We start from the raw sequence: 9,107 nt of genomic DNA on the forward strand, positions 1-9,107 counted from the left end.
GCTGTGAGTGCGCCGCTGTGCGTCCGCGGCCGGTTCACCCGGATCAAGGTGAACTCCGACCGGCTGCGGGCCGTACCCGTGTACACGGCAGAAGGTCTGTCGGTACGACTCGTACAGCGGTGACGCCGCCTGCGGCGGGAGCGGTGCGACAGTAGGGCCATGTCCGGGTCCTCGACCGTTCCCGCCGCCCCTCGGCCGGTGCCACCGCGGGGCGGATGATGGCGCGCGCACAGCACCTGGTCCTCAGCCGAACGGCTCCCGCCGCAGAGCCGTCCCGCCATGACGCCGGAATGCGCCTGCACCGCCGGTGGCTGGTGCCACTGCTGGTGGCGTTGCTGCTGGTCCAGATGGCGGCGGTGATGGTGACGACGGCTGTCGAGCAGACTCCGACGATCGACGAGCCGGTGTACGTCGCCACGGCCGGCGACTATCTGCACGACCACCGGATCCGCTACAACCCCGAGCATCCGCCGCTCGGCAAGCTGCTGATCGCAACGGGTGTGGCGGTGGCCGACCCGCACTACGACCCGTCGTACACCGGCACACAGGGGGACGTGGGCCGGCATCTGCTGTACGAGTCGGGCAACGACCCCTGGCGGCTGATGCTCTGGGCACGACTGCCGGTGATCATCCTGACCCTGCTGTTCGGGCTGGTCGCCTTCGCGTTCGCCCGCGAACTGACGGGCACGGCGGGCGGCCTGGTGGCCCTCGCCCTGTACACCTTCTCCCCCGACCTGATCGCCCACGGCTCACTGGCCACCCTGGACGTGCCGGCAGCCGGGTTCGTGCTGACATCGGCCTGGCTGGTGTGGCGCGCACGACGCCGGCCGGTGCCGTATCTGCCGCTGTCCGGAGCGGCGCTGGGCGCGGCCGTGGCCACCAAGATGAGCGCCCTGCCGGCGGTGCCGGTACTGATGGGGCTGGCGGCGGTGTCCGTTGTTGCGGCCGGCCGGCGGGGGGAGGCGCCGCCGACGGACGGCCAGGGCGCGAACTCTGGCCCGCGAAAGGCCCTGTCCGCTCTTTCGGGCCCGGCCGACAGCCGTCGGCGCAAAGCCCTTGCCCTTCTCTCGGGCGCGACCGGCGGTCGGCGTCAGAAGGTGCTGGCGGCGGTCGCCGGTGCGGTCGGCGTGGCGATGGTGGCGGTCGCCGTCGTCTGGGCCTCGTATCTGGTCGTCGATCCACGGCTGCGGTTCTCCCCCGCAGAACCGGTGCCGGCACTGCACGGGCTGCGTGGGCGGCTGGTGGATCTGCTGCCGGTGCCCGAGGCCTACCGGGCGGGTATGCGGATGCAGTTCGGGCTGGAGGAGTACCCGTGGCAGGGCTATCTGTTCGGCCATCTGTACACCGGTCCGCTCTGGTACTACCTGCCGGCCGCCCTGCTGGTGAAGACGCCGCTCGGGCTGCTGGCGCTGGGCACGGCCGGTGCCGTGGCGGTCGTGGCGCTGCGGCGGCTGCGGCCCGCCGCGCCGTATCTGCTGCTGCCGCCCGGGGTGCTGCTCGCGGCGGCCATGACGGGATCGCGGGACTTCGGGACGAGATACGCGCTGTTCGTGCCGATGTTCCTCGCGGTGGCGGCGGCCTGTGTGCCGCGATTCGGCCGGCGCTGGACGGCCGCCGCGACGGCCGCGCTGGTGCTGTGCACGGCCGTGAGTTCGCTGCGCACGTTCCCGTACTACCTGCCGTATGCCAATGAGGCCTTCGGCGGTCCCGCGCACACCCATCGGCTGCTGCACGACTCCAACGTGGACTGGGGGCAGGACCTGGGCCGGCTCGCCGACCGGCTCCGGCAGCGGTATCCGCACGAACGGGTCTGGCTGGTGTACAAGGGCAGCGGCGTGCCGTCGTACTACGGCATCCACGCCGGCGATCCGCGTACGGTGCCGGCGCGGCAGGTGCACGGGCTGCTGGCGGTGTCCGACTCCGCGCTCGCGAAGGCGCGCGGACGGCTCGCCGAGCTGATCGGCAGCAGCCGGCCGGCCGGTGACGTGGGCCATTCGATCAGCCTCTACCTGCGTTGAAACCTCCTGCTCAACCCCCTGTTCATGACGGTGGGTGAGCTATGTTGAATGCTTGTGGCAGACAAAGGAGGCGGGCCGGTGTCCTCGCCGCAGCAGGCACGAGCACAGGCATCAGCGATCACCTCGGGCAAGGCCGTGCCCGCGGCCGGGGCCGCACCGACCTCCCAGCTCCGGGAACTCTTCGACGGCCCCCGTCTGTCGCCGGGGCAGCGGCGCATCGCCCAGTATCTGATCGAGCACATCACCGAGGCCGCGTTCCTGTCCATCACCGAGCTGGCCGACCGGGTCGGGGTCAGCCAGCCCTCCGTCACCCGCTTCGCCGCCGCCGTCGGCTTCAGCGGCTATCCCGCGCTGCGCGAGAAACTCCAGTCGATCGCGCTGAGCACCCTGGCCGGCGGGGCGGGCGAGGAGGACAAGGCCAACGAGCTCCAGGCCGCCGTCGACGCCGAGATCGCGAACCTGGAGAACCTGCGGCGCGACTTCGCCGATCCCGACCAGATCATCCGGGTCGGCCGCGAGCTGTCCCGCTCCACCCCGCTGACCGTGCTGGGCCTGCGCATCTCGGTGTCGCTGGCCGAGTACTTCGGCTACGCCGCCCGCCGCATCCACCCCGACGTGCGGCTGGTCACCCGGGGCGGCAGCGTGGCCTACGACGCGCTGCTGCAGTGCCGCGAGGCGGGCGGCACCTGGGTGCTCGCCTTCGCCATGCCCCGGCACTCCCAGGAGACACTCCAGGCCGTGCGGGTGGCGCGCGGCGCAGGTCTGAAGGTCGCCCTGGTGACCGACCTCGCGCTCGGGCCGCTGGCCGACGAGGCCGACATCACCTTCGCCACCGGCACCGGCTCCCGGCTGGTGTTCGACTCCTACGCCGCGCCGGGCGTGATGGCCGCCGCGCTGCTGCAGGCCATGACCGACGCCGATCCGGAGCGCACCCAGGCCCGGCTGGAGAAGTACGAGCAGCTGTCCGACCAGCACCAGTTCTTCCTGAAGGACTGAATCCGGCCAGCCGGTTCGCGCGCCCGCGCGCCGGGTGCGGTGAAGATCTTGCGGTCTCCCATGCCGTGGACAGGGATCATCCACGACAAATCACGCATGAATGTTTTCATACGTCTTGCAAACGGGACGGCATATATAAATACTGCTCACGGATCGCGCCCGGCCCACTCCGGGCACGTTCCGCACCTGCGGACTCACCGCTAACACACCGCCCCGAGAAAGCCGACGGACCGCCCATGCGTACGCAAGTCTCCACGCAGCGCCGGTGCGCGATGCCCGGGGCTCCCGCACGGACACCTCCAGCCGCCGTCCCCTACCCACGTCGGCGCCCGGGGTGTGCCGGGGCGCATCGTCTGCGCGACGCGCCCGGAGCGGCCCCGGCCATCCCCTAGGCCGGGGCCGCCCCGAACTCGTCGGACCACCCTCACGACGCCGCACACCGGAAGCGATGACCATGCCCCTGACCAGCACCCGTATCAGCCCCGACTGGCCCTGCCAGGTCAAGACGCCGGGCTCTTACGACTGGGAGCGCTCGGCGGCCAAGTGGCTGCGCGAGCTGATCCCGGCGCGTTACGCCAGCTATCCGGCCCTCATCCGCCACCCCGTGCTGCTCGCCCGGCATGCGCAGCTGCAGGTCCAGCAGGAGGTGCGGGTGGCCCGGACCGCGCTGCAGACCGCGCGGGCCGAGCTGCCGATGCTCGGGCTGCCCGAGTCGGTCATCGAGCACACGATCAAGCTGTACGCCGCCGAGGTCATGCAGCTGCAGCACATCGCCCGCAGCGTCCGCGCGGTCAGCGAGGCTCTGGCGGGACGCGGCAGCGGCCGCTGACCGGCGGGGTCACCTTCGCGGCACGCGAGGTGGAGCCCGGTCAGTCGTCGTCGCGGTGTCGCCAGTACCAGCACACGCCCGCGACCAGGGCCAGCAGGAACACGGCGGGCACGAGCAGGCCCGGGATGCGGGAGCCGGTCATCGGCCTGGCTTTCTGTGGTGCGGCGGAGCACGCGGCCGTCGGCCGCGGGTTGCCCATGGTGGGACCCGGCCACCCCTCTTATCCATGGCTTTTCCGATCCCTTGCCCGGTGTTCGAATCCGGTCAGTCCGTCAGTTCACGGGGTGCCCGGCGTCGATGGTGGCCGCGTCGGACAGCCGCAGCAGCGGTCCGCCCCGCCCCTCGCCCCAGCGCACCGGTTCGAGGACGTAGCCGACGTGATCGCCACCGTCGGCGCGCTCGATGACGGTCCCGACGAACCAGGCCGCCGCGTCCCGCAGCACCACCGCGCCGCCGTACTCCTCCCTCCAGTCCACGCGTGCGAACTTGTCGGTCTCGTCGCCCGTCTCGCCGCCGAAGAGTTCCGCGAGGTCCCGCTGGTCCAGGGTGAGCAGATGGACGGCGAGGTGCTGCGCGGCCCGGGCGACGCGGTAGGTGCGGTTGACCTTGGACAGCCAGACGGCGAACCGGGGCGGGCGGATGGAGCACTGCGAGGCGAAGCCGACCAGACACCCGGCCCGCTCACCGTCGGCGGCGGCCGTGACGACACACATGTCGGGGTTCAGCCGGTCGAAGAAGAAGCCGTCCAGGCCGGCCTCCGTACCGGGTTCCGCCGTGGCCTCCGGCCCGGATCCCGCACCGCTCGCCGCACCGTCCACGCCCGCCCTGTCCGCCTCATCGTCCGCGTCGCCCCTCATGGCACGGCTCCCGTCCGCCGCTCCGATCCGGCCCCGACTCGCAGTGGGAGGCCCGGGGGTGCGGCATGCTCCGCCTCCCCGGGGGTTCCCCGTGTGCCGGTCATGAATCGTCGCCGGAGCCGGTCCGTGACTCCAGTGCGCGGCGGGTGTCGTTGCCGTACACGCCGGTCTCGTCGCCGCTGACGCCGTACCAGAGCTGGAACCGGGCCACGGCCGCGGTGAGGTTCGCGTCGTAGGTGCCGCTGGTCGAGCCGTCGCGGTAGACGTCCGGGACACGCAGCAGGCGTTGCTGCAGTTCGGTGACCTCGGGGCCGGTGTCGCCCTGGCGGAGCGTGCCGGGGCCGTCGGGATCGGTGGCGGACGTGGGCGCGAGTGACGTGGTGGGGGCGGGGGCCGGGGTGGTGGCGGGCGGTGCGGTGGTCGCCGGCCGGTGCGCAGGCGGGGTCGCGGTGGCTTCCTGGCGGCCGGTGAGCAGCAGGGCGGAGCCGAAACCGAGGAGCGCGGCGGCTGTCACGAGCCCGACGACGGCCGCCCGGCGTGGGCGGAACGTGGTGGGTGCCGGCGGTACGGGTGGCAGTTCCCGTGTCTCCGCCTCGTCGGTGGGCGTCGTCCGCGCCGGGCCGGTCTCCATCTCGCGCATCAGCTCCGCGAGGGCGTCGAAACGGCGGGGCCGCAGCACCCGGACAGGTTCCAGGACCGGTCCGGAGCGCGGCCGTTCGGGATCGGGCGGTGTCGGCACCTGGCTCTCCTTCCGTCCCGTGAGGACGGGACTTCCGAGCTCCCCGTGCTGAGATACGGCCCACACGGCAACCCCGTTCAGGACGCACGCCCCGACCGCCGAACGGCCCCGGACCACGCCTCCAAAACGATGAAAATGCTCAACTCTGTACGAGGTGTTGAGCGTGTGAGAAAGCGCGTGCTAGAAAGCGCCGTCATGACGACTCCTTGGTCACGCCGTGGCTTTCTGACCGTCTGTTCGGGAACCGCTGTCGCCCTGGGCCTCGGCACCCGGGCGTTCGCGGCGCCGGACGAGTTCGCGACGCTCCGCGCGAGATGGCGCACCTTGATCCTCGGCGACGGATTCAGCCCCACCGCCGAACCGTTCAAGAGCCGGCTCGCCGACCTGGGCACGACGGCGAGCCAGTACCGGGCGACGATGGCCCCCGCCGCCGGCTCCCTGTGGCCCGGCCTGGTCTATGCCGACCCGGATCCGGACACCGACCAGGAGTCGTTCGGTTACTCGGCCAACATGAACACCAGCTACACCCGGCTGAGCACGCTCGCGCAGGCCTACTGCCAGCCGGGCACCGGCCTGACCGGCGACGCGGGCCTGCGGGACGCGATCGTCACGGGCCTGGACCATCTGCACGACGACGTCTACAACGCGAGCCAGGCCCGCTACGGCAACTGGTACAACTGGCAGATCGGCGCCCCGCAGGCGCTGCTGGACCTCTGCGTGCTGATGTACGACGCGCTGTCCGCCACACGGATCGCCGGCTATCTCGCCGCCGTCGACCACTTCGTGCCCGACTCGGCGGTCGGGAGTTACACCGGTACGAGCACGGGCGCGAACCGGGTCGATCTGTGCCGGGTGCTGGCGCTGCGCGGTGTGGTCGGGGCGAGCGCGGCCAAGGTGGCGCTGGCCCGCGACGCCCTCTCCCTCGTGTTCCCGTACGTCACCTCGGGCGACGGTCTGTACGCCGACGGTTCGTTCATCCAGCACACCACGGTGCCGTACACCGGCTCCTACGGTTCGGTCATGCTGGGCGGGCTGGGGTTGCTGTTCGCGCTGCTGGCAGGCTCCAGTTGGGAGGTGACGGACCCGAACCGGCAGATCGTGTTCGACGCGGTGGAGCACACCTGGGCGCCGTTCCTCTACAACGGCCTGGTGATGGACGGCGTGGCGGGCCGCGCGATCAGCCGGGGGCTCACGGCGTCGGACCCGAAACAGATCCAGCAGGACGACCATCTGCGCGGCCATCCGATCCTCGCCTCGATCGTGCTGCTCGGGCAGGGCGCGAGCGCGGCCGAGAACGCGCGCTGGCGCGCTCTGGTGAAGGGCTGGATGCAGCGCGACTACTACAGCCCGCCGCTCGCCGACCCGGTGCTGGGCCTGCCGCATCTGGCCCGGCTCAAGAGAGTTCAGGACGACGGGTCGGTGACGGCGGTCGCCGAGCCGACCGGGCACCGGCTGTTCCCGTCGATGGAGCGGGCCACGCACCGCAGGCCCGGCTGGGCGGCCGCGCTGAGCATGGCCGACAGACGGATCACGTACTACGAGACCGGCAACGGCGAGAACCTGCGCGGCTGGCACACCGGTTCCGGGATGCTCTACTGGTGGGGCGGCACCTTCGCCAACGGCCAGTACAGCGACGCGTTCTGGCCCACCGTCGACCCCTGCCGGCTGCCCGGCACGACCGTCTCGCGCAAGGCGCTGGCTGACGCGGCCGGCGGCGACTGGGGCGCCTCGAAACCGGACGTGAACTGGGTGGGCGGTGCGACGGACGGACAGCGGGCCGCGGTCGGGCAGTATCTGAAGGGCCTGCAGTCGACGCTCGTGGCGAAGAAGTCGTGGTTCTTCCTGGACGACACGGTCGTCTGTCTCGGCGCGGGCATCACCTGCGCGGACGGGACGGCCGTGGAGACGACGGTCGACAACCGCAACCTCGGCCCCGCCGGCGGCGCCCCCTTCACCGTGGACGGGACGGTCCAGCCCGCCTCCTACCCCTGGTCGGCGACGCTCACCGGGGCGAAGTGGGCGCACATCGGCGGCCACGGCGGCTATGTCTTTCCCAGCGGGGCGACGGTGCGCGCCCTGCGCGACGCCCGCGACGGCAGCTGGAGCACGATCAACAAGAGCGGCTCGACCACCGTACTGAACCGCAAGTACCTGACGATGTACGTCGACCACGGCACCGACCCGGTGAACGCCTCGTACGCCTATCTCCTGCTGCCGGGAGCCACCGCGGCCGCGACGCGGGCGCGGGCAGCGGACCCGGACTGGCTGACCGTGCTCGCCAACACCGACAGCCGGCAGGGCGTCCTCGTTCGCTCGCTCGGCTTCACCGGGGTGAACTTCTGGTTCGGCGGAACGGTCGGAACGCTCACCGCGAGCGATCCGTGCTCCGTCATGATCAGCGAGAGCGAGGACGGGACCGCCGTGATCGCGGTGAGCGATCCGATGCGGATGCGCACGAGCCTCACCCTGACCTGGCGGCGGGCGGTCGCCGCGGTGACGTCCGCGCCGGGCACTCTCGCCTCGGCAGCCACCGGCTCCACGCTGACGCTGTCCTTCGGCGATCTGACGGGCACAGCGGGGGCGGCTCAGCGGGTCACCGTCAGGCTGGGCTGAGCGCTCCGTGCACAAACCGGCTCAGGGACGCCGTGAACGCGGCGACGAAGGCGTCCCTGGCCTGTTCCGGCAGGGCTTCGAGGGACAAGTAGGGGTTCAGGTCCTCCAGTTCGACCAGCAGGAGGTCGCCGTCGCGAGTGCGGCAGGCGTCGACGCGCTGGATGCCGTGGCCGAGGTCGTTCCAGTCGATGAACCGCCGGGCGAACTCCAGGTCGCCGGCGGTGGCCGCATAGGGCCGCAGTTCCCAGCGGCGCTCCGGATCGGGGGCGTACAGCGCGTACCGGAAGTCGTCGTCGACGAAATAGAAGGACACCTCGTGGACGAAGTCGACGCAGGGCTGGATCAGCACCTGGCCCGCGGCGAGCGCGGCGACCTGCCCGGCGGGGACGATACGCAGGCCGAGGGAGTCCGCGCCGAGCATCGGCTTGACCACGTACCGCTCGGCCGCCGGAAGCAGGCGCAGTTCCTCGGCGCGGCCGACGGTCGGGATGACGGGGAAGCCCGCGGCGCTCAGGTCGAGCAGGTACTGTTTGCCCGCCATGTCCGCCTTGCCGGTGAGCGGGTTGTAGACACGGGCGCCGGTCGCGAGCGCACGCGCGCGGAAGGAGTCGTACGCCTGCTGGTGGCCGAGAACGGGACCGCTGTTGCGGACGACCACGGCGTCGAAGCCGTCCATCAGCGCCGCGGCGTCCAGCGGATGACACAGAGCGAGGTCGAAGCGGGCGCGCAGCCGGGAGGTGAGGAAGATGTCCTCGTCGCAGTAGCGGCGCCCGCGGGCCTCGTACGCCAGATCGGTGACGTAGAGCAGACGGGGACGGGCGGCGGGCATGCGGGATCTCCTCGGGAGGCGCGGCCGGGTCGGCGGCGGGGTGCAGAAAGGTTACGTCGAGGGGTGACCGCTCCTCTCCCCGGCCCGGCTCCTCGCATCGTGCGCGCGGCATCCTCACAGCCCCGCCGCCCACAACTCCCGATGCCCAGGCCTTCGAGACCCCGGCACTCCGTACGCCCGAGCGCTGCCTCGATCGGCCTGTACGACGGCACGGCGAGCACCCGGC

Annotated in this window: 7 protein-coding genes; 4 read left to right on the forward strand and 3 right to left on the reverse strand. The window is 71.8% G+C overall.

Annotation, left to right across the window (positions count from 1 at the left end; genetic code table 11):
* The first annotated feature begins 215 nt into the window (after positions 1-215).
* From M878_RS53940 to M878_RS53950, 3 genes are all read left to right on the forward strand, one after another.
* Entirely contained in the window at positions 216-2,018 is a 1,803-nt protein-coding gene (locus M878_RS53940; RefSeq protein ID WP_031224002.1) for a phospholipid carrier-dependent glycosyltransferase, read from the forward strand.
* Between the two features lie 78 nt (positions 2,019-2,096).
* The gene (locus M878_RS53945; RefSeq protein ID WP_023544800.1) at positions 2,097-3,014 is read left to right on the forward strand and encodes a MurR/RpiR family transcriptional regulator; all 918 of its coding nucleotides are present in this window, start codon (positions 2,097-2,099) and stop codon (positions 3,012-3,014) included.
* A gap of 448 nt (positions 3,015-3,462) precedes the next feature.
* Positions 3,463-3,843, forward strand: coding sequence for a hypothetical protein (locus tag M878_RS53950; RefSeq protein WP_023544801.1), 381 nt, complete (start codon positions 3,463-3,465; stop codon positions 3,841-3,843).
* Between the two features lie 272 nt (positions 3,844-4,115).
* On the opposite strand, the gene M878_RS53955 is transcribed toward M878_RS53950, so the two are convergent.
* Both M878_RS53955 and M878_RS53960 read right to left on the reverse strand, forming a co-directional pair.
* A complete protein-coding gene (locus M878_RS53955; RefSeq protein ID WP_209445619.1) occupies positions 4,116-4,556 on the reverse strand; it encodes a flavin reductase family protein in 441 nt (146 codons plus the stop codon).
* Positions 4,557-4,800: 244 nt separating this feature from the next.
* A complete protein-coding gene (locus tag M878_RS53960) occupies positions 4,801-5,439 on the reverse strand; it encodes a peptidoglycan-binding domain-containing protein (protein WP_023544804.1) in 639 nt (212 codons plus the stop codon).
* 195 nt (positions 5,440-5,634) lie between these two features.
* Here M878_RS53960 and M878_RS53965 point away from each other — a divergent pair, with 195 nt between their 5' ends.
* The gene (locus M878_RS53965; protein ID WP_023544805.1) at positions 5,635-8,052 is read left to right on the forward strand and encodes a polysaccharide lyase 8 family protein; all 2,418 of its coding nucleotides are present in this window, start codon (positions 5,635-5,637) and stop codon (positions 8,050-8,052) included.
* Here the strand turns inward: M878_RS53965 and M878_RS53970 are convergent.
* Positions 8,039-8,881, reverse strand: coding sequence for an ATP-grasp domain-containing protein (locus M878_RS53970; RefSeq protein ID WP_023544806.1), 843 nt, complete (start codon positions 8,879-8,881; stop codon positions 8,039-8,041). The genes M878_RS53965 and M878_RS53970 overlap by 14 nt on opposite strands.
* Positions 8,882-9,107: the final 226 nt, after the last annotated feature.

The organism is Streptomyces roseochromogenus subsp. oscitans DS 12.976, from assembly GCF_000497445.1.
GTDB classification, from domain to species: domain Bacteria; phylum Actinomycetota; class Actinomycetes; order Streptomycetales; family Streptomycetaceae; genus Streptomyces; species Streptomyces oscitans.

Excerpts from the sequence above, each read along its gene's own strand:
- M878_RS53950 (WP_023544801.1), top strand. The coding sequence starts at position 3,463 with ATGACCATGCCCCTGACCAGCACCCGTATCAGCCCCGACTGGCCCTGC.
- M878_RS53965 (WP_023544805.1), top strand. The coding sequence starts at position 5,635 with ATGACGACTCCTTGGTCACGCCGTGGCTTTCTGACCGTCTGTTCGGGA.
- M878_RS53970 (WP_023544806.1), bottom strand. The coding sequence starts at position 8,881 with ATGCCCGCCGCCCGTCCCCGTCTGCTCTACGTCACCGATCTGGCGTAC.
- M878_RS53940 (WP_031224002.1), top strand. The coding sequence starts at position 216 with ATGATGGCGCGCGCACAGCACCTGGTCCTCAGCCGAACGGCTCCCGCC.
- M878_RS53955 (WP_209445619.1), bottom strand. The coding sequence starts at position 4,556 with ATGTGTGTCGTCACGGCCGCCGCCGACGGTGAGCGGGCCGGGTGTCTG.